This window comes from Klebsiella sp. GL120222-02 (assembly GCF_003097195.1).
In the GTDB taxonomy this organism is placed as follows: domain Bacteria; phylum Pseudomonadota; class Gammaproteobacteria; order Enterobacterales; family Enterobacteriaceae; genus Klebsiella; species Klebsiella variicola.
In genome coordinates, this window is sequence record NZ_QEQO01000014.1 from 1 (window position 1) to 25,025 (window position 25,025).

Here is a 25,025-nt window from a genome sequence, read left to right on the forward strand (position 1 = left end):
TAGCGCGGTGGTCCCACCTGACCCCATGCCGAACTCAGAAGTGAAACGCCGTAGCGCCGATGGTAGTGTGGGGTCTCCCCATGTGAGAGTAGGGAACTGCCAGGCATCAAATTGCAGTAAGCCGGGGTGACAACCGGTGGTAATAAAGCGAAGAAATTCGGTGGAGCGGTAGTTCAGTCGGTTAGAATACCTGCCTGTCACGCAGGGGGTCGCGGGTTCGAGTCCCGTCCGTTCCGCCACTTATTAAAATTAAGCCTGCTATATTAGCGGGCTTAATAGCGAGAAAGATTTAGGGGCGTAGCTCAGTTGGTAGAGCACCGGTCTCCAAAACCGGGTGTCGCGAGTTCGAGTCTCTCCGCCCCTGCCATATATAATCCTTTGCTTAGGCAAAGGATTTTTTTTTGCTTGTAATTTTTCCATTCCTCTCTCTTCCTTGCTTTCTGAGCACTCCATCCATGGAGTCAGATCTTTATTCCAGTATGCTGCTTTTCAGGATCTCGCGAATATGCGCTTGTTTATCGCTATTTTGTAGCCAAATGGCATACAGAGGACGTGAGAGCGTTACGCTATCGGTCACCGTATGCAGACCACTTTTCTGCTGCGCCCAACTGACGGGTAACCAGGTACAGCCATTCAAGGTACTGAGTTGCTGATAAGCCAGTTCTGCGGAGCTCGTCGTTAACAGTGGCACATCATCGCTACCAATCAGCCCCACTTCGTTTTGCTGGAAATCCGGCCCCCATTCCAGACGCAGGTAGTTCAAATCATTCTTATTTTTCCCTGGGGCGGCACAATAGAGCGCCAGGGTGAAATTACCCAGCAACTGGCAGCTTAATTCATCCATCTTCGGTGATTCAGTTGTGATCAGGAGATCGAGCTGGCGTTCATGCAACTGTTTAACTAATGACTGACGTTGGGCGATCCGCGCCTCGAATTGCAGGTTATAGGGATCTTTGTAGAGAGTCCCCAGCCAGCCGTTCAGCAGACATTCCCACAGCGACGCGCTGGCACCGATGGAGAATTCGTTATGTCGCGAAGAGTGAGCGACCTCCTTGCGCGCGGCCTGCCAGGTGTTCATCAACGTTTCGGCGTAGGGCAGGAGCTTTTCTCCGGCGGTCGTCAGACGAATGTTATTACGATGGCGGGTGAACAGGTTCACCCCAAGTTGATTCTCCAACTGACGAATACGAAAGCTGACCGCTGACTGCGTCAGGTAAAGTGCCTCTGCTGCCCGCCCAAAGTGACGAGTTCTGCTCACTTCCAGGAAAGTCTTGAGCAATTCCGTATCCACACCGTTCTCCACAAAATTATTTGTCGTCATGATTTAAATGTTTTGTTTGACGCTCTGTCAAGCGTAACTAATACTCCGCGCCATAAATAGCTCGGCCAAAGAATCAGGAGCGTGTAGGATGGCGGAAAGCTTTACGACGACTAATCGTTTTTTCGACAATAAAAATTATCCACGCGGGTTCTCCCGTCATGGTGATTTCACCATCAAAGAGGCGCAACTGCTGGAACGTCATGGTTATGCCTTTAACGAACTGGAACTGGGTAAACGCGAACCTGTTACCGATGATGAAAAACAATTTGTCTCGGTGTGCCGTGGTGAACGTGAGCCGGTAACGGAAGCAGAACGCGTATGGATTAAGTATATGGCACGCATTAAGCGGCCGAAGCGTTTCCATACTCTTTCCGGCGGCAAACCGCAGATGGAAGGCGCTGACGATTACACTGAAAGCGATGACTAAGAAAAAAGGGCGTAAGCCCTTTTTTTACGCCATCATTTTCTGCAGATGGTTTAGCATCCGGTCTATTGCCCGATAGCTGAGCGCCTCCTGCAAATGGCGGCGTTCAATCTCTTCAGCTTCTGCCAGATCGGCAATGGTTCTTGCCACCTTTAACAGACGCTGCCAGGCCCGTATAGAAAGCCCCAGCTGCGTTAACGTCTGTTCCAGCCAAAGCGCATCCTCCTGCCGCAAGTGACAGCAGCTCTTCATTTCACGATTCTCAAGATGCGCATTCAGCTTATTTTGCCTGAGCATTTGACGTTCACGTGCCGCCAGCACACGCTGACGGACCGTCGCACTCGATTCTTCGCCCTGCGTGCCCTGGCTCAGTATCCCCGGCAGCGGGAGCGGGATCTCTAAAGAAAGATCGAAGCGGTCGAGAAAAGGGCCGGACAGGCGCCCAAGGTAGCGCAATGTCTGCTCAGGCGACGCGCGATTATGTTTGCCCTGATAATGCCCGGTAGGGCTTGGGTTCATTGCCGCGATAAGCTGAAAACGCGCCGGATAGTCAATCTTGGCGCGCGATCGTGATATGTGGATCTTGCCTGACTCAATGGGTTCACGCAGCGCGTCCAGCACCCGTCGTTCAAACTCTGGCAGTTCATCAAGAAACAGCACGCCATTATGGGCCAGTGAAATCTCGCCGGGGACAGGTATTGAGCCTCCGCCTACCATCGCTGCCAGCGAGGCGCTATGGTGAGGGGCGCGAAACGGCCTCTGACGCCACCGGGTCTTCGCAGTCTGGAGGTTGACCAGACTTTGAATGGCCGTGCTCTCCAGCGCTTCCTGGTTGCTTAACGGCGGCAAAAGGCCGGGGAGCCGGCAGGCAAGCATTGTTTTGCCGGTACCGGGCGGGCCAATCAGGAGCAGGTTGTGGCCACCGGCCGCCACAATCTCCAGCGCTCGCTTGCCTTGTTGTTGGCCGATAACATCACGTAGATCTTCACAGCGTTCATCAACGGCGGGCACGTCGGCGAGAGGCGGCGAGAGTGATGCTTGCCCTGCGAGAAACGCGCACACCTGTTGCAGATGGTCGGCGACCAGGCAATCGCTGCCGCCGATCAGACCCACCTCAGCCGCATTGTCAGAGGAGACGACAATGCGCCGGCCGGCTTTGATGGCTTCCATTGCGCTGGGGATCGCCCCTGGAACGCCACGTAAGCCGCCTGTAAGGGCGAGTTCGCCCACAAACTCATATTGATTCAATCGGGTAGTGTTGAGCTGCTCTGAGGCGACGAGAAGCGCGAGAGCGATGGGAAGGTCATATCGCCCGCCCTCTTTGGGCAGATCCGCGGGTGCCAGGTTAATGGTTATTTTCTTCGCAGGGAAAGCGTAGCCGCTGTTGATCAAGGCGCTGCGTACCCGGTCGCGGGCCTCTTTCACGGTGGTCTCCGGTAGCCCGACCATGGTCAAGCCAGGCAGACCGCTGCTGAGATGAACCTCGATAGTAATCAATGGCGCTTCGATACCGAGCGCCGCGCGTGTGTAAACGATGGCGAGCGACATAAAACCTCCTGGACAGAGAAGGATTATGACGAGCCTGCCGTGAAACGGCAGCGGCAATAACACGAAGTTAGAAGCATAAATCCATTATTTTTACGCCATTTCGTTACATTTAGCCGAAAATGGGAGCGTGATCGAAAAAGGTGGTGCATCCGAAACAGAGATGGGCGCTGAGCGTACAGCGTGAAAGAAAACTGAATTTTTTTCATTTCTGATTTTCTTCATATAAAACAATTATTTTTCCTGAAACTGTTAGGCTGCTCAGAAACCAGGATATAAAAAAATCTTGTGTTTTATGTGATGTCTGTGGTACCTCTTTAGGTATTCCTTCGAACAAGAAGCCAGAAAGTACAGAAAATGACAGCCCTTCTACGAGTGATTAGCCTGGTCGTGATTAGCGTGGTGGTGATTATTATCCCACCGTGCGGGGCTGCACTTGGACGAGGAAAGGCTTAAGAATCAAGCCTTAACGAACTAAGACCCCCGCACCGAAAGGTCCGGGGGTTTTTTTATAACTGAAATAACCTAAGCGAGGAGCAGATGATGAATTTTAGCATAAAATTCTGTTTCTCCCGATTTATGACGGGGAACTAACTATGAATGGCGCGCAGTGGGTGGTACATGCTTTGCGGACACAGGGAGTCGACACAGTTTTTGGCTATCCGGGTGGCGCAATTATGCCGGTTTACGATGCCCTGTATGACGGCGGCGTGGAGCACCTGCTGTGTCGGCATGAGCAAGGGGCAGCCATGGCGGCTATTGGTTATGCGCGAGCAACCGGGAAAACCGGGGTGTGCATAGCGACGTCCGGCCCGGGCGCGACCAACCTGATCACTGGCCTGGCGGACGCCCTGCTTGATTCCATTCCCATTGTCGCTATCACCGGCCAGGTGGCCGCTCCCTTCATCGGCACGGATGCGTTCCAGGAAGTAGACGTTCTTGGTTTGTCACTGGCCTGTACTAAGCACAGTTTCCTCGTGCAGTCTCTGGATGAGCTGCCGCGGGTTATCGCTGAAGCTTTCCAGGTGGCAAACTCAGGCCGTCCGGGCCCGGTGCTGGTTGATATCCCTAAGGATATTCAGATGGCCCAGGGCGAGCTTGATCCTCATTTCTCTACCGTCGACGATGAGATGGCGTTCCCGCAGGCGGAGGTTGCTCAGGCTCTGCAGATGCTGGCTCAGTCACAGAAGCCGATGATGTATGTTGGCGGCGGGGTAGGTATGGCGCAGGCGGTACCGGCTTTGCGTGAATTCCTGGCGGTAACCCGAATGCCGGCAACCTGCACGCTGAAAGGGCTGGGCGTGGTGGCCGCAGATTATCCGTATTATCTCGGTATGCTGGGCATGCACGGCACTAAGGCGGCCAACCTGGCGGTACAGGAGTGCGATCTGCTGATCGCTGTCGGCGCGCGCTTTGACGATCGTGTGACCGGTAAGCTCAATACCTTCGCTCCGCATGCCAAAGTGATCCACATGGACATCGATCCGGCGGAGCTGAACAAGCTGCGTCAGGCGCACATCGGTCTGACCGGCGATCTGAACCGCTTGCTGCCGGCGCTGCAGCAGCCGTTAGCTATCGATGCCTGGCGCGAGCATAATGCCGCACTGCGCACCGAGCACGCCTGGCGTTACGATCATCCCGGCGAGGCGATCTACGCGCCGCTGCTGCTGAAGCAGCTTTCCGACCGTAAGCCGGCGGATAGCGTCGTGACAACCGACGTTGGCCAGCACCAGATGTGGTCGGCTCAACATATGACCTATACCCGCCCGGAAAACTTTATCACCTCCAGCGGCTTAGGCACGATGGGCTTTGGCCTGCCAGCCGCCGTTGGTGCCCAGGTGGCGCGCCCGGACGATACGGTGATCTGTATCTCCGGTGACGGTTCCTTCATGATGAACGTGCAGGAGCTGGGCACCGTCAAGCGCAAACAATTACCGTTAAAGATCGTGTTACTCGACAACCAGCGGTTAGGGATGGTTCGACAATGGCAGCAGCTGTTTTTCCAGGAACGTTATAGCGAAACCACTCTGACTGATAACCCTGATTTCCTCACGCTGGCCAGCGCCTTCGGTATTCCTGGCCAACACATCACCCGTAAAGACCAGGTTGAAGCGGCACTCGACACCATGCTTTCGAGCCAGGGGCCATACCTGCTTCATGTCTCAATCGACGAACTTGAGAATGTCTGGCCGTTGGTGCCGCCCGGCGCCAGTAATGCAGAAATGCTGGAGAAATTATCATGAAGCAACATCAGGTCGCTTTGCAGGCGCGTTTCAATCCGGAAACCTTAGAGCGCGTGCTGCGCGTGGTCCGCCACCGTGGTTTTCAAATCTGCGCAATGAATATGGAAACCGCGTCGGATGCGCAAAATATAAATATCGAATTGACCGTTGCCAGCCCGCGGCCCGTCGAATTACTGTTTAGTCAATTAAGTAAACTGGTCGACGTCGCCTGCGTCGAGATCCAGCAACCCACATCACAACAAATCCGCGCCTGAGCGCAGAGGAATAAAAAAATGACGACGAAGAAAGCTGATTACATTTGGTTCAATGGCGAGATGACCCCATGGGGCGAGGCGAAAGTGCACGTCATGTCCCATGCGTTGCACTACGGGACTTCGGTATTCGAAGGCATCCGCTGCTACGACTCGCACAAGGGCCCGGTGGTGTTCCGTCATCGCGAACATATGCAGCGTCTGCATGACTCAGCCAAAATTTATCGTTTCCCGGTCTCGCAGAGCGTTGATGAGCTGATGGAAGCCTGCCGCGAAGTTATCCGTACCAATAAACTGACCAGCGCTTATATTCGTCCGCTGGTGTTTGTTGGCGATGTTGGCATGGGCGTTAACCCGCCGGACGGTTACAAAACCGACGTTATCATCGCGGCGTTCCCGTGGGGCGCCTACCTCGGCGCAGAAGCGCTGGAGCAGGGGATCGATGCGATGGTTTCTTCCTGGAACCGCGCGGCGCCGAACACCATTCCAACCGCGGCGAAAGCGGGCGGCAACTATCTCTCCTCTCTGCTGGTCGGCAGCGAAGCGCGTCGTCACGGTTATCAGGAAGGTATCGCGCTGGATGTTAACGGTTATATCTCCGAAGGTGCAGGCGAAAACCTGTTTGAGGTAAAAGATGGCGTGCTGTTTACTCCGCCGTTCACCTCTTCCGCGCTGCCGGGTATCACCCGCGACGCGATCATCAAACTGGCGAAAGATCTTGGCATCGAAGTGCGCGAGCAGGTGCTGTCCCGTGAATCGCTGTACCTCGCGGATGAAGTGTTCATGTCCGGCACCGCGGCAGAAATCACCCCGGTACGCAGCGTTGACGGCATCCAGGTCGGCGCAGGCCGCCGCGGGCCGGTGACCAAACGCATTCAGGAAGCCTTCTTTGGCCTCTTCACCGGTGAAACAGAAGATAAATGGGGCTGGTTGGATCCGGTAAGTAAGTAATTAAAAATGGGACGGCACGCACCGTCCCATTTAATAAACAGAGATGGGAGTAAAAAGAGCATGCCTAAGTACCGTTCCGCCACCACCACACATGGCCGCAACATGGCGGGCGCCCGCGCGTTGTGGCGCGCAACCGGAATGACCGATGCCGATTTCGGCAAACCGATTATCGCCGTCGTCAACTCCTTTACCCAGTTTGTCCCCGGGCACGTGCACCTGCGCGATCTCGGTAAACTGGTTGCTGAGCAGATTGAAGCGGCAGGCGGTGTCGCCAAAGAATTTAACACCATCGCGGTGGATGATGGGATCGCCATGGGCCACGGGGGTATGCTCTATTCACTGCCATCCCGCGAGCTGATCGCTGACTCGGTCGAGTACATGGTTAACGCCCACTGTGCTGATGCCATGGTCTGTATCTCCAACTGCGACAAAATCACTCCGGGGATGCTGATGGCCTCTCTGCGCCTGAACATTCCGGTGATCTTTGTTTCCGGTGGCCCAATGGAAGCCGGGAAGACCAAGCTGTCAGATAAAATCATCAAGCTCGACCTGGTGGATGCGATGATCCAGGGGGCGGATCCGAAAGTGTCCGACGAACAGAGTAACCAGGTGGAACGTTCCGCTTGTCCGACCTGTGGTTCCTGTTCCGGGATGTTCACCGCGAACTCCATGAACTGCCTGACCGAAGCGCTGGGCCTGTCACAGCCGGGTAACGGCTCGCTGCTGGCGACCCACGCCGATCGTAAGGAGCTGTTCCTGAACGCCGGTAAACGTATCGTGGAGCTGACCAAACGCTACTACGAGCAGGATGACGCTTCCGCCCTGCCGCGCAATATCGCCAGCAAGGCGGCATTTGAAAACGCCATGACCCTCGATATCGCGATGGGCGGTTCAACCAATACCGTACTGCACCTGCTGGCGGCGGCGCAGGAAGCCGAAATCGACTTCACCATGAGCGATATCGACAAACTGTCCCGCAAGGTCCCGCAGCTGTGTAAAGTGGCGCCGAGTACGCAGAAATACCATATGGAAGACGTGCACCGGGCTGGTGGCGTTCTGGGCATTCTGGGCGAGCTGGACCGCGCGGGGTTACTCAACCGCGATGTGAAAAACGTCCTTGGCCTGACGCTGCCGCAGACCCTGGAACAGTACGATGTAATGGTGACCCAGGACGACGCGGTGAAAAAAATGTTCCGCGCCGGCCCGGCCGGGATCCGTACCACCCAGGCGTTCTCGCAGGATTGCCGTTGGGATACGCTGGATGACGATCGCGCCGAGGGATGTATCCGTTCTCTGGAACATGCCTACAGTAAAGACGGTGGCCTGGCGGTCCTGTATGGTAACTTTGCTGAAAACGGCTGTATTGTCAAAACCGCCGGTGTGGACGATAGCATCCTGAAATTTACCGGCCCGGCGAAAGTTTATGAAAGCCAGGACGAAGCGGTTGATGCCATCCTCGGCGGCAAAGTCGTGGAAGGCGACGTCGTGGTTATTCGCTATGAAGGGCCGAAAGGCGGGCCGGGGATGCAGGAAATGCTCTATCCGACCACCTTCCTGAAGTCCATGGGTCTTGGCAAAGCGTGCGCGCTGATCACCGATGGCCGTTTCTCCGGCGGCACCTCCGGGCTTTCCATCGGCCACGTATCGCCGGAAGCGGCGAGCGGCGGCAACATCGCGATCATCGAAGATGGCGACATGATTGCTATCGATATTCCGAACCGCGGTATTCAGCTGCAGCTCAGCGATGCAGAAATCGCCGCCCGTCGCGAAGCACAGGAAGCGCGTGGCGATAAGGCGTGGACGCCGAAAGACCGCGAGCGCCAGGTCTCCTTTGCACTGCGCGCTTATGCCAGCCTCGCGACCAGCGCCGACAAGGGCGCGGTGCGCGATAAATCAAAACTGGGTGGCTAATTATGGCGGACTCACAACCCCTGTCCGGTGCCCCTGAGGGCGCCGAATACCTGAGAGCAGTGCTGCGCGCGCCAGTTTATGAAGCGGTGCAGAAAACGCCGCTGCAAAAAATGGAGAAGCTCTCTTCGCGGCTGGATAACGTTATTCTGGTCAAACGCGAAGATCGCCAGCCGGTACACAGCTTTAAGCTGCGCGGCGCCTACGCGATGATGTCCAGCCTGACGGCGGAACAGAAATCGAATGGGGTGATCACGGCGTCGGCAGGCAACCATGCGCAGGGAGTGGCTTTCTCAGCCTCCCGGCTTGGGGTTAAGGCGCTGATCGTGATGCCGGTAGCGACCGCCGATATCAAAGTCGATGCCGTTCGCGGTTTTGGCGGCGAAGTGCTGCTGCATGGTGCCAACTTTGACGAAGCGAAAGCTCGGGCGATTGAACTGGCGCAGCAGCAGGGGTTTACCTGGGTGCCGCCATTCGATCACCCGATGGTCATCGCCGGTCAGGGAACGCTGGCGCTGGAGCTGCTGCAGCAGGATGCCCACATTGACCGCGTATTCGTCCCGGTGGGCGGCGGCGGTCTGGCGGCAGGCGTGGCGGTGCTGATCAAGCAGCTGATGCCGCAGATTAAAGTGATAGCGGTAGAAGCGGAAGACTCGGCATGTCTGAAAGCGGCGCTGGATGCCGGCCATCCGGTGGATCTGCCGCGCGTCGGTTTGTTTGCTGAAGGCGTGGCGGTGAAGCGCATCGGCGATGAAACCTTCCGTTTGTGCCAGGAGTATCTGGACGACATCATCACTGTCGACAGCGACGCTATTTGCGCGGCGATGAAAGATCTGTTCGAAGATGTGCGGGCGGTGGCGGAGCCTTCCGGCGCGCTGGCGTTGGCGGGGATGAAGAAATATGTCGCCCAGTACAATATTCGCGGCGAGCGACTGGCTCATATTCTGTCCGGGGCCAACGTTAACTTCCACGGCCTGCGCTACGTGTCTGAGCGCTGCGAGCTCGGGGAACAGCGCGAAGCGCTGCTGGCGGTGACGATCCCGGAAGAGAAGGGCAGCTTTCTGAAGTTTTGCCAGCTGCTGGGCGGGCGCTCGGTGACGGAGTTCAACTACCGCTTTGCTGATGCTAAAGACGCCTGCATTTTTGTCGGGGTACGCCTGAGTCGCGGGCTGGAGGAGCGGAAAGAGATCCTCCAGTTACTGAACGATGGCGGCTACAGCGTCGTTGACCTTTCCGATGACGAAATGGCCAAGCTCCATGTGCGCTATATGGTCGGCGGCCGGCCGTCCAAAGCGCTGCAGGAGCGGCTGTTCAGCTTCGAGTTCCCTGAATCGCCGGGGGCGCTGCTGAAGTTCCTGCACACCCTTGGCACCCACTGGAATATTTCGCTGTTCCACTACCGTAGCCATGGCACCGACTATGGTCGGGTGTTAGCGGCCTTTGAGCTGGGCGAGCACGAGCCGGACTTTGAAACCCGCCTTAATGAACTGGGCTATGAGTGCCACGACGAAACCCATAACCCGGCGTTCCGCTTTTTCCTCGCGGGCTAGTGGTTAGGCAGGATTTTCCAGAAAGCATCAATAAGCGGCTCATGCAGCCGCTTTTTTTGTGCGCAAACGCCCAGCTCAAACGGGGTTTGCTCATCACTGCGCTCCAGAATCATCACCCGGTTGCGTACCGGTTCCGGGCTGTTTTCCAGTACCACCTCCGGTAGCAGCGCCACGCCGCAGCCGAGGGCGACCATCGACACCATCGCTTCGTGTCCCCCGACGGTGGCATAGATCGACGGGTTGCTGATTTTATGGCGTCGAAACCACAGCTCGATGCGCCGACGTACCGGCCCCTGGTCAGCCATGATAAACGGCACTGTCGACCAGTCCGGACGCTCGACGGTCACCTGGTTACGCACCGGGCAGGGAAGCGCCGGGGCAATTAACACCACGGCGAGGTTCTCCAGCATCGAAAACGCCACCGATCCCGGCAGGGTCTCTGGTTTACCGGCAATCGCCAGGTCGGCTTCGCCGGTGACGACCTTCTCCATGGCGTCAGCGGCATCGCCGGTCGATAATTTTATCTCAACCGAAGGATGCGCGGCGCGAAAGCGGTCGAGGATCGGCGGCAGATGGCTATAAGCGGCGGTGACAGAGCAGAAGATATGCAGCTCACCGGAGAGCGACGGTCCCTGCTGATCGATGGCGTGGCGAAGCTGCTGATACTGCAGTAAGGTCTGCTGGGCAAAGGTGCGTAACTCTTCCCCGGCTTCGGTGAGCGTCACCGTGCGATTATCACGCACGAACAGCGGCTGGCCGAGGTCCTCTTCCAGGCGTTGGATCTGCCGCGAAAGGGTCGAAGGACTGACGTGCATGGCCCGCGCGCTGCGGCCAAAATGGCGGCTTTCCGCCAGATGCAGAAAGGTTTTCAGATCGCGTAAATCCACGGCGCGTACTCCCCGATTTTGTGTTTCATAAATTGCAACGTGACGTTGTGAATATATCAATTTCCGCAATAAAATTCCTGTCATATAGTAAGTTCATTCTCGCAAAAGCGAACCGAACAATAAGCACGACAACACAACATCACGAGGTATCACCATGGCTAACTACTTCAACACACTGAATCTGCGCCAGCAGCTGGCACAGCTGGGCAAATGCCGCTTTATGGGGCGCGATGAATTTGCCGATGGCGCAAGCTATCTTCAGGGTAAAAAAGTAGTCATCGTCGGCTGTGGCGCGCAGGGCCTGAACCAGGGTCTGAACATGCGTGATTCCGGCCTGGATATCTCCTATGCGTTGCGTAAAGAAGCGATTGCCGAGAAGCGCGCTTCCTGGCGTAAAGCGACCGAAAACGGCTTCAAAGTCGGTACCTATGAAGAGCTGATCCCGCAGGCCGACCTGGTGGTTAACCTGACGCCGGACAAACAGCACTCTGACGTTGTGCGTTCCGTACAGCCGCTGATGAAAGACGGCGCGGCGCTGGGTTACTCCCACGGCTTCAACATCGTTGAAGTGGGCGAGCAGATCCGCAAAGACATCACCGTGGTGATGGTGGCGCCGAAGTGCCCGGGTACCGAAGTTCGTGAAGAGTACAAACGCGGTTTCGGCGTGCCGACGCTTATCGCCGTCCACCCGGAAAACGATCCGAAAGGCGAAGGCATGGCTATTGCCAAAGCCTGGGCAGCGGCGACCGGCGGCCATCGTGCGGGCGTTCTGGAATCCTCCTTCGTGGCGGAAGTGAAATCTGACCTGATGGGCGAGCAGACCATCCTCTGCGGCATGCTGCAGGCGGGTTCTCTGCTGTGCTTCGACAAGCTGGTGGCGGAAGGTACCGATCCGGCGTATGCGGAAAAACTGATTCAGTTCGGCTGGGAAACCATCACCGAAGCGCTGAAGCAGGGCGGTATTACCCTGATGATGGATCGCCTCTCTAACCCGGCGAAACTGCGCGCTTATGCGCTGTCCGAACAGCTGAAAGAGATCATGGCGCCGCTGTTCCAGAAACACATGGACGACATCATCTCCGGCGAATTCTCCTCCGGTATGATGGCAGACTGGGCGAACGATGATAAGAAACTGCTGACCTGGCGCGAAGAGACCGGCAAAACCGCGTTCGAAACCGCCCCGCAGTATGAAGGCAAAATCGGCGAGCAGGAGTACTTCGATAAAGGCGTGCTGATGATCGCGATGGTGAAAGCGGGCGTTGAGCTGGCGTTCGAAACCATGGTTGATTCCGGCATCATCGAAGAGTCCGCTTACTATGAATCACTGCACGAGCTGCCGCTGATCGCGAACACTATCGCCCGTAAGCGTCTGTATGAAATGAACGTGGTTATCTCTGATACTGCAGAGTACGGTAACTACCTGTTCTCTTACGCTTGCGTACCGCTGCTGAAAGAGTTTATGACTACCCTGCAGACCGGCGACCTGGGCAAAGCGATTGCTGAAGGCGCGGTAGATAACGCTCAGCTGCGCGATGTGAACGAAGCGATTCGCAGCCACGCTATCGAGCAGGTAGGTAAGAAACTGCGCGGTTATATGACTGATATGAAACGTATCGCGGTAGCCGGCTAATTCCTCGTCGTCTTTCGACTTGCCGATGCGTTGGCTACGGTACGTACACCCCAGTCACATAGTAATCTATGTTCCTGGGGATGTACTTCCTTGCCGCCTTCCGGCAAGCCGAAATCCATAGAGGAATGGATTTGTTTAGTCGGCCTGATAAGCGAAGCGCCATCAGGCAGAAACCCGGAGATTAAGATCCCCGGGTTTTTTATTATTTCCGGTATAGCACTTTGATGATGTGGTAGCCGAACTGGGTATGCAGCGGGCCGGTTGGCTCCAGTTCCGGGCAGGAGAAGACCACTTTATCGAAGGCCGGTACCATCTGGCCCTGGCGGAACTCACCCAGATCGCCGCCGCGTTTGCCTGACGGACAAATGGAGTGTTTCTTTGCCAGCTTGCCGAAATCGGCGCCGCCTTTGAGCTGCTCGAGCAGATCGAGCGCCAGTTTCTCTTCTTTTACCAGGATGTGCAGTGCTGCCGCGGTTTTAGCCATGATTGCGCCTTGATTGAGTTGGGATAAATCAGGGCGCCATAGTAGCACGCGTTACCGACGATACAGCACCTTGATGATATGGTAGCCGAATTTGGTTTTCACCGGGCCATAGGGTTTAAGCAGCGGACAGCTGAAAACGGCTTGATCAAACGGGCCGACCATCGTCCCCTGCGGGAATTCGCCTAAATCACCGCCATGACGTCCGGACGGACACTTTGAGTAACGCTTCGCCAGATGATCGAAGCTGATGCCCCGTTCCAGTTTGGCGAGGATCTCGTGCGCCAGTTTCTCTTCTTTAACCAGAATATGCAGGGCCGCTGCGCTTTTTGCCATTACCAGATCCTCAGGATGAATTGCGTGGCTGACACTTTACCATCAGCCGGTAAATCTCGGCCTCGCTTTCTGCTACAATCCACACCCCGTTCGAAGATTGAGCAATATTCCCATGCGTTTAAACCCTGGCCAACAACAAGCCGTCGAATTCGTTACCGGACCGTGCCTAGTGCTGGCGGGCGCCGGTTCCGGTAAGACCCGCGTTATTACGAATAAAATCGCCCACCTGATCCGCGGCTGCGGCTATCAGGCGCGCCATATCGCGGCCGTCACCTTTACTAACAAGGCCGCGCGCGAAATGAAAGAGCGCGTCGGGCAAACGCTGGGGCGAAAAGAGGCGCGCGGGCTAATGATTTCCACCTTCCACACCCTGGGACTGGACATCATCAAACGTGAATACGCCGCGCTGGGAATGAAATCTAACTTTTCCTTGTTCGATGATACCGACCAGGTCGCGCTGCTCAAAGAGCTCACCGAAGGGTTGATCGAAGATGACAAAGTGGTGTTGCAGCAGCTGATCTCGACGATCTCCAACTGGAAAAACGATCTGAAAACCCCGGCGCAGGCGGCGGCTGGCGCGAAAGGCGAACGGGACCGCATCTTCGCCCACTGCTATGGGCTCTATGATGCGCATATGAAGGCCTGCAACGTCCTCGATTTTGACGACCTGATCCTGCTACCGACGCTGCTGCTGCAGCGAAATGAAGAGGTGCGCGAGCGCTGGCAGAACAAGATCCGTTACCTGCTGGTGGATGAGTATCAGGATACCAACACCAGCCAGTATGAGCTGGTGAAGCTGCTGGTGGGCCAGCGCGCGCGCTTTACCGTGGTGGGTGATGATGACCAGTCGATCTACTCGTGGCGCGGCGCGCGGCCGCAGAACCTGGTGCTGTTAAGCCAGGATTTTCCTGCGCTGCAGGTGATCAAACTTGAACAGAACTACCGTTCATCAGGGCGTATTCTGAAGGCTGCCAACATTTTGATCGCCAATAACCCGCACGTGTTTGAAAAGCGGCTGTTCTCAGAACTTGGCTACGGTACCGAGCTGAAAGTGCTCTCCGCCAATAACGAAGATCATGAAGCGGAGCGCGTCGCTGGCGAACTGATTGCCCACCACTTTATTAATAAAACAAACTACAAAGATTACGCCATCCTTTATCGCGGCAATCACCAGTCGCGGGTCTTTGAAAAGATGCTGATGCAGAACCGCATCCCGTACAAAATCTCGGGCGGCACCTCGTTCTTCTCGCGTCCGGAAATTAAAGATCTGCTGGCCTATCTGCGCGTGCTGACCAACCCGGATGACGACAGCGCCTTCCTGCGTATCGTCAATACGCCGAAGCGAGAGATTGGCCCGGCGACCTTGCAAAAACTGGGCGAATGGGCGATGAGCCGCAATAAAGGCTTATTCACCGCCAGCTTTGATATGGGGTTAAGCCAGACGCTGACCGGGCGCGGGTATGAATCCCTCACTCGTTTCACCCACTGGCTGCGGGAAATTCAGCAACTGGCCGAGCGTGAACCAGTCAATGCCGTGCGGGATTTAATTCGCGGGATTGATTATGAGTCCTGGCTATATGAAACCTCGCCGAGCCCGAAAGCCGCGGAAATGCGGATGAAAAACGTCAACCAGCTGTTCACCTGGATGACCGAGATGCTGGAAGGCAGCGAGATAGATGAGCCGATGACGCTGACGCAGGTAGTTACCCGCTTTACCCTGCGCGATATGATGGAACGCGGCGAATCGGATGAAGAGCTGGATCAGGTGCAGTTGATGACCCTCCATGCCTCAAAAGGGCTGGAGTTCCCGTATGTTTACCTGGTGGGAATGGAAGAGGGATTGCTGCCGCACCAGAGCAGCATCGATGAAGATAACGTCGATGAAGAGCGCCGGTTAGCCTACGTCGGCATCACCCGGGCGCAAAAAGAGCTGACCTTTACGCTCTGTAAGGAGCGTCGACAGTATGGTGAGCTGGTGCGCCCGGAGCCAAGCCGTTTCCTGCTTGAGCTCCCGCAGGACGATCTGATATGGGAGCAGGAGCGAAAAGTCATCTCTGCGGAAGAACGTATGCATAAAGGCCAGGCCAACGTCGCGAATATTAAAGCGATGCTGGCGAAGGCGAAAAAAGGCTAACGCCTCAGGCGACAAACTGCTGCCAGGCGGCGGAGAAGGGCATTACCAGCAGCAGTGAGGGCAGCATATTGGCGGTGGGGAAGGCGCGGATCCCGCACAGACGAAAACCAGTCGCCAGCATAATGATGCCGCCGCAGGCGGTGAAGTCGGCGATCATCGCCGGATTGATCAGCGCCATGATAAAGGTTGCCGCGAAAAACAGGATAATGAAGACAATCAGCTGGGGAATAAAGATCACGGTGATGATATACCCCAGCGTAGAGGCGAAAATCGCGGCAGTGAAAAAGTCGAGTATCGACTTGGTCAGCAGAATGGTCGGGTCGCCGGTCATCCCTTCGGTTAAAGCACCGAAAATGCCGGTGCCGCTGGCGCAGAAGAGGATCAGCACGGCGATAAACTGATTCATAAAATCTTCCGCACTCACGCTGGCGCTGGCCTGCGCCGGGAAAATGCGCTCAATGGGCGTGCGCAGCGTTGTCCCGGCCCGCTCAATCCATTTTTCAATATTCAGCAGGCCGCCGATAATCGTGCCGACAATAATGGCCAGGGCAATGGGCGGCAGATTATGCAATTTATTGACAAAGAAGATACCCATGCTGATGGAGATCAATCCGGCAATCAGCGGCAAGGTCTTTTTGAAGTGTTCCGGAATAAAGCGATTCAGCGAGGCGCCGGCCAGTGCACCGACGAGAAGCGAGCCGCTACAGACAAATATACCTATTGCCATCATTTATTCTCCCTAATAAAAACAGGGCCTGAATATTCAGGCCCTGAAGTCTGTCTTTAATATTATTGAATGTTAAAGACACGGCTGGCATTGCCCCAGGCAATTTTATCTTTCAGGCCCGCTTCAAGTTCTAACGGATCAAACCAGTCACAAGCCTGATGAATATCTTCATACGGATAATCGACAGAGAACATCACACGATCGGCGCCCATGACTTCAATGGCATTATTCAGCGAATGGGTATTAAAATGGCCGCTGGTGGTAACAATGAAGTTATTCTGCAGGTAGTGCATTAACGGTTTTTCCGCTTTACCCAGACCGCAGCCGAAACGCTGACGATAGAGGCGGTGCTGAGTACGCGGCAGCATATGAACCAGCCCTTCGCCGAGGTGGCCCAGTACCAGATTGAGGTTAGGATAACGATCGAACAAACCACTCATCATCAGACGGATAGCATGCACTGCCGTTTCCTGCGCAAAGCCCCACGCGGAGCCGATCAGGCTTTCGTAACCGGTATAGATGCCGCGCGCCGGGCCTTCCAGCGGTTCGCGAGGATGCAGGTACACCGGTACGTTCAGCTCGTTGACCTTATCCCAGAAAACCAGCATCGATTCGTCATCAAGATACAGGCCATGCTCGCTATCTTTAACGTTGGTATAGCCGTTGATCAGCGCGCCTTTCATGCCTAGTTTCTTCACGGCGCGCTCCAGCTCTTCCGCCGCGGCTTCCGGGTTTTGCAAGGCCAGGGTGGCGAAAGCGCTAAATTTATCCGGATTTGGCTTCACATAATTCTCGACGATAAAATCGTTAGTATCACGAGCAAAAGAGACCGCTTTGGCTTTATCTAAAATAGATTGCGCGCCAGGTGAAGTTAGAGAAAGAATGACGTGGTCAATATGACGCTGCGCCATTTCTTCCAGCTGAATACTGCGATCCAGCAGGCGACGTTCAACGTCTTTCATATATTCTGTACCGTTACGGCCGGCTTCACCGGTTGAATCCCACAGACGGTTATTTTCAGGAGTGGAGACGTGTTCTTCTAAAGCGATTTTTCCGCGCATGATATATTCCTTGCGATATTTGTTAGTATGGCTTGATGCAAGGAGAATAAAAGCTTTCACGTATTGCCAGCAATAAACCAAACGTAATAGGCATTATCAGTAAAACTAATACAGCGGTATATTTCGCGGTTTAGATCGTAATAGATCCGCTCTGCTGAGCGGGATCGGCAAGTGCGGCGATCAGCGAGCGTAGCCAGATATGCCCGGGATCGCGGTGCAGCCGCTGATGCCAGACCTGACGGATGGCGATCCTGGCGAGAGGAAAAGGTAGCGGCCAGCTGCGGCAGGGATAGCGGCGGGTGATATGCCGCGCCACCTGTTCCGGGACGACGGCAATCATATCGCTTTCGGCCACCAGCTCGCCGGTACCTAAAAAGCTCGGTAATGTCAGCGCGATCCGCCGGGGCATACTGTGCTCATCAAGCCGCTTATCCATATCGCCGTGGGCAGTCCCCTCCACGCGGATCGCCAGATGCTTTTCCTGCCGCCAGTCTTCGGCACGAAGCTGGGTTCGAATACGTGGGTGATTTTCCGCCGCGAGGCAGACATACGATTGATCGAAGAGATGCTGCTGGTAGACGCTATCCGGAAGCTGCGTCAGGTAGCCGATCGCGAGATCACACTTCCCGGATTCGAGGGCGTTGAGGGTCTGCTCATCCAGATTCTGTACCGTAAAGGTGATCCCGTCCGCCGCCTGCTGCTGGAGCGCAATTTGCAGCAAAGGCAACAGCGTCATTTGACTGATATCGGTCATTCCGATCGTGAAGTTACGCTGGCTCTGCTGGGGAAGAAATTCAGGTTTGACGGCTAAATCGTTATCGGCAAGCTGGAGAAGGGTAAATACAGTCGGGGCGATCGCGTCCGCTCGCGGCGTCGGCATCATCCGCTGTCCCACCCGGACAAACAACGGGTCAGCAAAATGATCCCGTAGTTTTTTCAGCAAAAGGCTGCCGGTGGGTTGGCTGATATTCAGCGCGTCAGCCGCCGGGGAGACATTGCCTAGCCGGTAGAGCGCGGAGAAAAAGCGTAGCGATTTGAAATCCAGTTCTTCCCGCATCCGCCCTCCTGGCTGGATATTATCTTGGCGTATCGCCGCTGGTGACCCGTAGCGTCCAGTGGACGTAGCTTTGCCATTGACACTCCTGATCGACCATTTCCCGGCCAAGCGGATGTTCAGCCAGCCAGTTCTCCGGCAGCGTCAGCGTTAACTGGTCGTCGTGAGCGGCCAACTGAATGGCCGGCAACAAATCGTCGCGCCGCCGGCTGGCAAACAGGATCGCCAGTCGCAGCAGGCGACACAGATGTTCGGCCACTCGCGGCGGGACCGCATTCTGCTGATGAAGCGAAGACAGGTCGATGGCGTTGGTCTGATTCAGGAGCAGCGTGGCAATCAACTTCTTCTGCGCCGGGGTAAAGCCGGGCAGGTCGAGGTTATTGACCAGATAAGCCGCGTGCTGCGGCGCGCGCTTGAAATCCACACTCAGCCCAATTTCATGCAGCGAGCAGGCGCTGAGGAGTAAATCGCGGCTCAGCGGGTCCAGCTCCCAGCTGCCGTCCAGCTGACTGAGCAGATGGCTGGCCAGACTGGCGACGCGTTGGGCCTGCTCGGTGTCGATCATAAAACGGCGCTGAATATTGCGCAGGGTGCGGCTGCGGATGTCCTGTTCGACAGAGAGATGCAGCATGCCGTACACCAGACCTTCGCGTAACGCGCCGCCTGCCAGGGTCATACACTGAATATTCAGTTCGCTGAAGATAGCGATCAGGATCGCCAGCCCGCTCGGGAACACCAGCGCCCGCTCAAGGGTTAAGCCTTCGATCTCCAGCTCTTCCAGACGTCCGCACTGGATGGCGCGCTGTTTAAGCTGCTGGAGTTTGGCGAGGGTGATGCGTTCATCCATCCCCTGCGCCATCATAATTTCCTGCAGCGCCTGAACGGTGCCGGAAGCGCCGACGCACACTTTCCATCCGTGATAGCGCAGCACATCGGCGATGGGTAATAACACCTCGCGCGCGGCCGCTTCGGCGAGATCGAAATTCTCTTTCGTCAGGCTACGGTCGGCAAAATAGCGTTCAAGCCAGGTCACACAGCCCATCGACAGACTGAACAGCGAGGTCGTTTGCGCACCGGTGCCGGTCACCAGCTCGGTGCTGGCGCCGCCGATATCGACCACCAGACGCTGATCGGCGCCGCCGGTGGTGTGGGCGACACCCTGGTAAATCAGGCGCGCTTCTTCTTCGCCGCTGATCACCTGCACTGGCGTGCCGAGGATCTCTTGCGCTTTCGCCAGAAACTCCTCTGCATTGACGGCAAGACGTAGCGTGGCGGTGGCCACGACGCGGATTTGCGTCGGCGGAATATCCTGCAGGCGTTCGGCAAACAGGCGTAAGCACTGCCAGCCGCGCTCCATCGCTTCCGCGGAGAGCGTGTTGTCGCTATTCAGACCGGCGGCCAGACGAACCTTACGCTTAATACGGCTCAGCGTCTGGATGCTGCCCGCCACCTCGCGCACCACCAACATATGGAAACTATTGGAACCCAAATCAATGGCGGCATACAGCGAGGTGGAGCTCATACTCTTCATCGTTCAGAAGGCTCCCTGGTTGGCGGAGCGCTTAAGCCCGGTCCACATCACTGAGCGGGTTGCCAGAGGAAGGTCGCCCTGGCTGATTCTGAATGATTGAGCGTATGGCATAGATTTCTTAACCTGAACGACGACGATTGCGCGGTGGACCGTTGCGGCGCGGGCCGTTGCCTGGGCGCGCACGGGTCAGACGCAGCGGCTTAGGCAGGTCGGTCATCAGCGCGTCCGGGTTGTACTTACTGACCGGGATCGAGTGACCAATATAGGTTTCGATTGCCGGCAGGTTCAGCGCGTACTCTTCGCAGGCGAGGCTGATAGAGTTGCCGCTGGCGCCAGCGCGGCCGGTGCGGCCGATGCGGTGAACGTAATCTTCGCAGTCGTCCGGCAGATCGTAGTTAAAGACGTGGGTCACGGCCGGAATATGTAAGCCGCGCGCAGCAACGTCAGTTGCGACCAGAATATCGAGATCGCCACGAGTAAATTCGTCGAGAATACGCAGACGCTTTTTCTGCGCCACGTCGCCGGTCAGCAGACCTACACGATGGCCGTCAGCGGCGAGATGACCCCAGATATCTTCACAACGGTGCTTGGTGTTGGCGAAGATGATGGCGCGATCGGGCCACTCTTCTTCCAGCAGCGTCTGCAGCAGGCGCATTTTTTCTTCGTTGGAAGGGTAGAACAGCTCTTCTTTAATACGGTGGCCCGTTTTCTGTTCCGGTTCCACTTCGACATATTCGGCGTTGTTCATCTGCTCGAACGCCAGTTCGCGAACGCGATAAGAAAGAGTCGCGGAGAACAGCATGTTCAGGCGCTGCGTCGCCGGCGGCATGCGGCGGAACAGCCAGCGGATATCTTTAATAAAGCCGAGATCGTACATGCGATCGGCTTCGTCCAGTACGACGACCTGAATGGCGCCGAGGTTAATGTGGTTCTGTTTCGCGTAATCGATCAGACGACCAGTGGTACCGATCAGAATATCGACACCGCTTTCCAGCACTTTCAGCTGCTTGTCGTAGCCGTCGCCGCCGTAAGCCAGACCCAGCTTCAGACCGGTGGCCTGCGCCAGCGGTTCAGCATCCGCGTGGATCTGTACCGCCAGTTCACGCGTTGGTGCCATAATTAGCGCGCGCGGTTGGTTAACCTGGCGATCGGCGATAGCCGGGTGAGAGAGAAGATAATGAAACGTTGACGTCAGGAACGCCATCGTTTTACCGGTACCGGTTTGCGCCTGCCCGGCGACATCGCGGCCTTCCAGCGTCAGCGGAAGGGCGAGGGCCTGAATGGGTGTGCAATTATGAAACCCTTTCTTTTCAAGGGCTTCAATGACTGCCGGGTGCAGGGCGAAGTCGGAAAACTTCTGTTCTGTTAAATGTGTTTTGCTCATAGTGTGGTAGAATATCAGCTAACTATTGCATTAAGAAAGCGTATCCGGTGAAATAACGTCAACCTTTCGTTGGCGGTGTACGAAATTATTCAAGGTACGTCTACGGTAACTGAACGAATCCAGGATAGCTTAGACTACTAAGCGAGTCGGGAGCGATAAATCTGCAGCATGCAGTTCGCGTTCGGGCACCCTGGCGTCAACAGGCGAGTCCATGATGGATTGCGCCAGTTGGCAGCCCAGAGAATTGAGGTATCCTGAAGAATAGCGTGCATAACGTAGCCGCAGCACGTCGTTGATGGCTACGACACCAACACACCAGGCTTATTCCTGTGGAGTTAAATATGAGCGATAAAATTATTCACCTGACTGACGACAGTTTTGACACGGACGTACTCAAGGCTGACGGGCTGACCCTCGTCGATTTCTGGGCAGAGTGGTGTGGTCCGTGCAAAATGATCGCCCCGATTCTGGATGAGATCGCTGAAGAGTATCAGGGCAAACTGACCGTAGCTAAGCTGAACATCGACCAGAACCCGGGCACCGCGCCGAAATACGGCATTCGCGGTATCCCAACCCTGCTGCTGTTCAAAAACGGCGAAGTGGCGGCCACTAAAGTTGGCGCACTGTCCAAGGGTCAGCTGAAAGAGTTCCTCGACGCCAACCTGGCGTAAGCGAATTGCTGGTCCGGCGTCCAGATTCCTATTTTTTGCGGAACTCTGGACGCCCGGCAGGAGTCGTGCTAAGTTAATCCACAGACTTCGTTTTAAACATACCTATTGTTTGAATCTTGTTTTACCCAAAGCGTCCCGCAGACGATGCGCGTGAGGCTAATAATTCCGGGCTTATCACTCATTCCGTCTTGTCGTTTCAGTTCTGCGTTCTTTCCTGTGACCAGGCAACGTACAGACACGAGATGAAGCCGCTAACAGGCATGGATGTTCCTGCCATACCATTCACAACATTAAGTTCGAGATTTACCCCGAGTTTAAGAACCCACACCACTATGAATCTTACCGAATTAAAGAATACGCCGGTTTCTGAGCTGATTACTCTCGGCGAAAATATGGGGCTGGAAAACCTGGCTCGTATGCGTAAGCAGGATATTATTTTTGCCATCCTCAAGCAGCATTCGAAGAGTGGCGAAGATATCTTTGGCGACGGCGTACTGGAGATACTGCAGGATGGATTTGGATTCCTCCGCTCCGCAGACAGCTCCTACCTCGCCGGCCCTGACGACATCTACGTATCCCCCAGCCAAATCCGCCGTTTCAACCTTCGCACTGGTGACACCATTTCCGGTAAGATTCGTCCTCCGAAAGAGGGTGAGCGTTACTTTGCACTGTTGAAAGTTAACGAAGTTAACTACGACAAGCCGGAAAACGCGCGTAACAAGATCCTGTTCGAGAACTTAACGCCGCTGCACGCGAATTCTCGCCTGCGTATGGAACGTGGTAACGGTTCTACCGAAGACTTAACCGCTCGCGTACTGGATCTGGCCTCCCCGATTGGCCGCGGCCAGCGTGGTCTGATTGTCGCGCCGCCGAAAGCCGGTAAAACGATGCTGCTGCAGAACATCGCGCAGAGCATCGCTTACAACCACCCGGACTGCGTGCTGATGGTGCTGCTGATCGACGAACGTCCGGAAGAAGTGACCGAGATGCAGCGTCTGGTGAAAGGTGAAGTGGTTGCTTCCACCTTTGACGAGCCGGCATCCCGCCACGTGCAGGTTGCCGAGATGGTTATCGAGAAAGCAAAACGTCTGGTTGAACACAAGAAAGACGTTATCATCCTGCTCGACTCCATTACTCGTCTGGCGCGAGCCTACAACACCGTGGTACCGGCTTCTGGTAAAGTCCTGACCGGTGGTGTGGACGCCAACGCCCTGCACCGTCCGAAGCGTTTCTTCGGTGCGGCACGTAACGTCGAAGAGGGCGGCAGCCTGACCATCATCGCCACGGCGCTGATTGACACCGGCTCCAAAATGGACGAAGTGATCTACGAAGAGTTTAAAGGCACCGGTAACATGGAGCTGCACCTCTCTCGTAAGATTGCCGAAAAACGCGTCTTCCCGGCTATCGATTACAACCGTTCCGGTACCCGTAAAGAAGAACTGCTCACCACTCAGGAAGAGCTGCAGAAAATGTGGATCCTGCGCAAAATTATTCATCCGATGGGTGAGATCGATGCAATGGAATTCCTCATTAACAAGCTGGCGATGACCAAGACGAATGATGACTTCTTCGATATGATGAAGCGCTCGTAAGGTAAAAAAAGCCAAAAACGCCACGCCTTTGCGTGGCGTTTTCATTTTTGGGTTTGTATGATCCAGAGACAGAGAAAGCGGGACGAAAGTTGTCGTATAATGGCGCCGGATAGCAGGCGGAGACAGCTTTAACAGACTAAAATCTATACAATAAATTTGTAATGTTCTGCTTTTCCCCTTCTGGAGTTGGGGCATCATCGCTATACTTCCCGGATTAACTATGCTGAGAGCACATGCGTTGTGAATTTACTCACTGCTATTACTGAATTAATCAGTATTTTCTTATTCACGACCCTCTTTATTTTTGTCGCGCGGAAAGTGGCAAAAAAGATCGGGTTGGTGGATAAACCAAACTATCGCAAACGGCATCAGGGGTTGATTCCGTTGGTCGGTGGTATCTCAGTTTATGCAGGCATCTGTTTTACTTTCGCCATCGCCGATTATTATATTCCTCACGCCTCGCTGTATCTGGCCTGCGCGGGGGTATTGGTGCTGGTTGGCGCGCTTGACGATCGCTTCGATATCAGCGTGAAAATTCGCGCAGTCATACAGGCTGCGATCGCCGTGATTATGATGATGGCAGGGAATCTGCATCTGAGTAGTCTCGGCTTTATTTTTGGCTCGTGGGAGCTGGTGCTGGGGCCTTTCGGCTTCTTCCTGACGCTGTTTGCCGTGTGGGCCGCCATCAATGCGTTTAACATGGTCGACGGGATCGACGGCCTGCTCGGCGGTCTGTCATCGGTCTCCTTTGCGGCGACTGGGATCATCCTCTGGTTTGATGGTCAGTACAGCCTGGCGATGTGGTGCTTCGCGATGATCGCCGCCATTCTGCCCTATATTCTTCTCAATCTTGGCGCCCTCGGCCGCCGCTATAAAGTCTTTATGGGTGACGCCGGCAGCACGATGATTGGCTTCACCATTATCTGGATCCTGCTGGAAACCACGCAAGGTAAAACACATCCCATTAGCCCGGTGACCGCGCTGTGGATTATCGCTATCCCGTTGATGGACATGGTGGCGATTATGTATCGCCGCCTGCGCAAAGGCATGAGTCCTTTCTCTCCGGACCGTCAGCATATTCATCATTTGATCATGCGCGCCGGCTTTACTTCCCGTCAGGCGTTCGTCCTGATTACCCTGGCCGCCGCCCTGCTGGCGCTGGTTGGCGTCGCGGCGGAATACACCCGCATTGTGCCGGAATGGGTGATGTTAATTCTCTTTTTGGTAGCCTTCTTCCTTTATGGCTACTGTATTAAGCGCGCCTGGAAAGTGGCGCGCCTGGTTAAGCGCATCAGACGCAGAATTCGGCGACACAGCGGCAATAATCCGAAACTAACCAAGTAA

General features: G+C 55.5%; 23 protein-coding genes, 2 tRNA genes and 1 rRNA gene. 16 read left to right on the forward strand and 10 right to left on the reverse strand.

Annotated features, from left to right (window positions below):
* The 3 genes from rrf to N438_RS26440 form a co-directional block, all read left to right on the forward strand.
* Positions 1 to 105: ribosomal RNA gene (rrf, locus tag N438_RS26430) — 5S ribosomal RNA — on the forward strand; the annotation flags it as partial.
* Between the two features lie 57 nt (positions 106 to 162).
* A tRNA-Asp gene (locus N438_RS26435) sits at positions 163 to 239 on the forward strand.
* A gap of 52 nt (positions 240 to 291) precedes the next feature.
* Positions 292 to 367, forward strand: a tRNA-Trp gene (locus N438_RS26440).
* A 102-nt stretch (positions 368 to 469) separates the two neighbouring features.
* Here N438_RS26440 and hdfR read toward each other — a convergent pair.
* Positions 470 to 1,291 carry an HTH-type transcriptional regulator HdfR gene (gene hdfR / locus N438_RS26445; protein WP_012543255.1) on the reverse strand — a complete coding sequence of 274 codons (822 nt, stop codon included), beginning with the start codon at positions 1,289 to 1,291 and terminating at the stop codon, positions 470 to 472.
* Between the two features lie 118 nt (positions 1,292 to 1,409).
* Between hdfR and N438_RS26450 the strand changes: the two genes are divergently transcribed.
* A complete protein-coding gene (locus N438_RS26450) occupies positions 1,410 to 1,748 on the forward strand; it encodes a DUF413 domain-containing protein (RefSeq protein ID WP_004886877.1) in 339 nt (112 codons plus the stop codon).
* Between the two features lie 24 nt (positions 1,749 to 1,772).
* Here N438_RS26450 and N438_RS26455 read toward each other — a convergent pair whose 3' ends face one another.
* Entirely contained in the window at positions 1,773 to 3,293 is a 1,521-nt protein-coding gene (locus N438_RS26455) for a YifB family Mg chelatase-like AAA ATPase (protein ID WP_064160931.1), read from the reverse strand.
* 354 nt (positions 3,294 to 3,647) lie between these two features.
* On the opposite strand from N438_RS26455, the gene ilvL reads away from it, so the two are divergent.
* From ilvL to ilvA, 7 genes are all read left to right on the forward strand, one after another.
* Positions 3,648 to 3,746, forward strand: coding sequence for an ilv operon leader peptide (gene ilvL / locus N438_RS26460; RefSeq protein WP_001311244.1), 99 nt, complete (start codon positions 3,648 to 3,650; stop codon positions 3,744 to 3,746).
* Between the two features lie 87 nt (positions 3,747 to 3,833).
* Positions 3,834 to 3,884, forward strand: coding sequence for a peptide IlvX (gene ilvX, locus N438_RS28640; protein WP_196774041.1), 51 nt, complete (start codon positions 3,834 to 3,836; stop codon positions 3,882 to 3,884).
* 2 nt (positions 3,885 to 3,886) lie between these two features.
* Positions 3,887 to 5,533: an acetolactate synthase 2 catalytic subunit gene (gene ilvG / locus N438_RS26465; RefSeq protein ID WP_023323436.1), complete on the forward strand. Its 1,647-nt coding sequence runs from the start codon at positions 3,887 to 3,889 to the stop codon at positions 5,531 to 5,533.
* Positions 5,530 to 5,787 carry an acetolactate synthase 2 small subunit gene (ilvM, locus tag N438_RS26470; RefSeq protein ID WP_008807981.1) on the forward strand — a complete coding sequence of 86 codons (258 nt, stop codon included), beginning with the start codon at positions 5,530 to 5,532 and terminating at the stop codon, positions 5,785 to 5,787. Before ilvG ends, ilvM begins: the two co-directional genes overlap by 4 nt.
* Positions 5,788 to 5,805: 18 nt before the next feature.
* Entirely contained in the window at positions 5,806 to 6,735 is a 930-nt protein-coding gene (locus N438_RS26475; RefSeq protein ID WP_008807980.1) for a branched-chain amino acid transaminase, read from the forward strand.
* A 60-nt stretch (positions 6,736 to 6,795) separates the two neighbouring features.
* Positions 6,796 to 8,646, forward strand: a complete 1,851-nt coding sequence (gene ilvD, locus N438_RS26480) for a dihydroxy-acid dehydratase (RefSeq protein WP_008807979.1) — start codon at positions 6,796 to 6,798, stop codon at positions 8,644 to 8,646.
* A 2-nt stretch (positions 8,647 to 8,648) separates the two neighbouring features.
* Positions 8,649 to 10,193 (forward strand): threonine ammonia-lyase, biosynthetic, encoded by a 1,545-nt coding sequence (gene ilvA / locus N438_RS26485; RefSeq protein ID WP_023296862.1) that lies wholly within the window; start codon positions 8,649 to 8,651, stop codon positions 10,191 to 10,193.
* On the opposite strand, the gene ilvY is transcribed toward ilvA, so the two are convergent.
* A complete protein-coding gene (gene ilvY, locus N438_RS26490; protein ID WP_012543253.1) occupies positions 10,190 to 11,080 on the reverse strand; it encodes an HTH-type transcriptional activator IlvY in 891 nt (296 codons plus the stop codon). The genes ilvA and ilvY overlap by 4 nt on opposite strands.
* A gap of 154 nt (positions 11,081 to 11,234) precedes the next feature.
* On the opposite strand from ilvY, the gene ilvC reads away from it, so the two are divergent.
* Positions 11,235 to 12,710 (forward strand): ketol-acid reductoisomerase, encoded by a 1,476-nt coding sequence (gene ilvC, locus N438_RS26495; RefSeq protein WP_008807976.1) that lies wholly within the window; start codon positions 11,235 to 11,237, stop codon positions 12,708 to 12,710.
* A gap of 202 nt (positions 12,711 to 12,912) precedes the next feature.
* Here the strand turns inward: ilvC and ppiC (N438_RS26500) are convergent, their stop codons facing one another.
* Positions 12,913 to 13,194, reverse strand: coding sequence for a peptidylprolyl isomerase PpiC (ppiC, locus tag N438_RS26500; RefSeq protein ID WP_008807975.1), 282 nt, complete (start codon positions 13,192 to 13,194; stop codon positions 12,913 to 12,915).
* A 51-nt stretch (positions 13,195 to 13,245) separates the two neighbouring features.
* A complete protein-coding gene (gene ppiC, locus N438_RS26505; protein ID WP_008807974.1) occupies positions 13,246 to 13,527 on the reverse strand; it encodes a peptidylprolyl isomerase PpiC in 282 nt (93 codons plus the stop codon).
* Between the two features lie 112 nt (positions 13,528 to 13,639).
* On the opposite strand from ppiC (N438_RS26505), the gene rep reads away from it, so the two are divergent.
* Complete coding sequence (gene rep / locus N438_RS26510; protein ID WP_015368891.1) at positions 13,640 to 15,661, forward strand: DNA helicase Rep; 2,022 nt, start codon at positions 13,640 to 13,642, stop codon at positions 15,659 to 15,661.
* A gap of 4 nt (positions 15,662 to 15,665) precedes the next feature.
* Here rep and N438_RS26515 read toward each other — a convergent pair whose 3' ends face one another.
* The 5 genes from N438_RS26515 to rhlB form a co-directional block, all read right to left on the reverse strand.
* On the reverse strand, positions 15,666 to 16,388 hold the full coding sequence (locus tag N438_RS26515; RefSeq protein ID WP_032736961.1) for a DUF554 domain-containing protein: 723 nt from the start codon (positions 16,386 to 16,388) through the stop codon (positions 15,666 to 15,668).
* A 62-nt stretch (positions 16,389 to 16,450) separates the two neighbouring features.
* Positions 16,451 to 17,449 (reverse strand): amidohydrolase family protein, encoded by a 999-nt coding sequence (locus N438_RS26520; protein ID WP_008807971.1) that lies wholly within the window; start codon positions 17,447 to 17,449, stop codon positions 16,451 to 16,453.
* A gap of 130 nt (positions 17,450 to 17,579) precedes the next feature.
* Positions 17,580 to 18,506: a LysR family transcriptional regulator gene (locus tag N438_RS26525; RefSeq protein ID WP_032736939.1), complete on the reverse strand. Its 927-nt coding sequence runs from the start codon at positions 18,504 to 18,506 to the stop codon at positions 17,580 to 17,582.
* 19 nt (positions 18,507 to 18,525) lie between these two features.
* Positions 18,526 to 20,034, reverse strand: coding sequence for a guanosine-5'-triphosphate,3'-diphosphate diphosphatase (gene gppA, locus N438_RS26530; protein ID WP_012969202.1), 1,509 nt, complete (start codon positions 20,032 to 20,034; stop codon positions 18,526 to 18,528).
* Positions 20,035 to 20,152: 118 nt separating this feature from the next.
* Positions 20,153 to 21,418 carry an ATP-dependent RNA helicase RhlB gene (gene rhlB / locus N438_RS26540; protein ID WP_008807968.1) on the reverse strand — a complete coding sequence of 422 codons (1,266 nt, stop codon included), beginning with the start codon at positions 21,416 to 21,418 and terminating at the stop codon, positions 20,153 to 20,155.
* Between the two features lie 341 nt (positions 21,419 to 21,759).
* Here rhlB and trxA point away from each other — a divergent pair, with 341 nt between their 5' ends.
* The 3 genes from trxA (at position 21,760) to wecA (ending at position 25,025) form a co-directional block, all read left to right on the forward strand.
* On the forward strand, positions 21,760 to 22,089 hold the full coding sequence (gene trxA / locus N438_RS26545; protein WP_002883224.1) for a thioredoxin TrxA: 330 nt from the start codon (positions 21,760 to 21,762) through the stop codon (positions 22,087 to 22,089).
* A gap of 332 nt (positions 22,090 to 22,421) precedes the next feature.
* Positions 22,422 to 23,681, forward strand: a complete 1,260-nt coding sequence (rho, locus tag N438_RS26555) for a transcription termination factor Rho (RefSeq protein WP_002883293.1) — start codon at positions 22,422 to 22,424, stop codon at positions 23,679 to 23,681.
* A gap of 240 nt (positions 23,682 to 23,921) precedes the next feature.
* Positions 23,922 to 25,025, forward strand: coding sequence for a UDP-N-acetylglucosamine--undecaprenyl-phosphate N-acetylglucosaminephosphotransferase (wecA, locus tag N438_RS26560; protein WP_004886849.1), 1,104 nt, complete (start codon positions 23,922 to 23,924; stop codon positions 25,023 to 25,025).